We start from the raw sequence: 322 nt of genomic DNA, 5'->3' as shown, positions 1-322 counted from the left end.
TACTCCTTGGTGTGGCCGAGCGACCACTCGTGGAAGGCGCCCTCGACGAGCGACTTCTCCTCGTCGGGGACGACCAGCTCGGGGTCGACCTCCATGCGGGTGCCGATGCCGGTGCACTCCGGGCAGGCGCCGACCGGCGAGTTGAAGGAGAACGACCGCGGCTCCAGCTCCTCGAAGGAGACGTCGTCGTACGGGCAGTAGAGGTGCTCGGAGAACATCCGCTCGCGCTGCGGGGCGTCCTCGGGCAGGTCGACGCAGTCGAGCACCACCATGCCGCCGGAGAGGCCGAGCGCGGTCTCCACGGAGTCGGTGAGCCGGCGCT

Annotated in this window: 1 pseudogene; it reads right to left on the bottom strand. The window is 69.9% G+C overall.

Going from position 1 to position 322, the window contains the following annotated elements:
• Positions 1-322: pseudogene (locus LO771_RS30150) on the bottom strand (excinuclease ABC subunit A); the annotation flags it as partial.

Source organism: Streptacidiphilus sp. ASG 303 (genome assembly GCF_020991365.1).
In the GTDB taxonomy this organism is placed as follows: domain Bacteria; phylum Actinomycetota; class Actinomycetes; order Streptomycetales; family Streptomycetaceae; genus Peterkaempfera.
The sequence above is the reverse complement of the archived record's forward strand: the minus strand, read 5'-3'. Positions and strand labels throughout refer to the sequence as shown.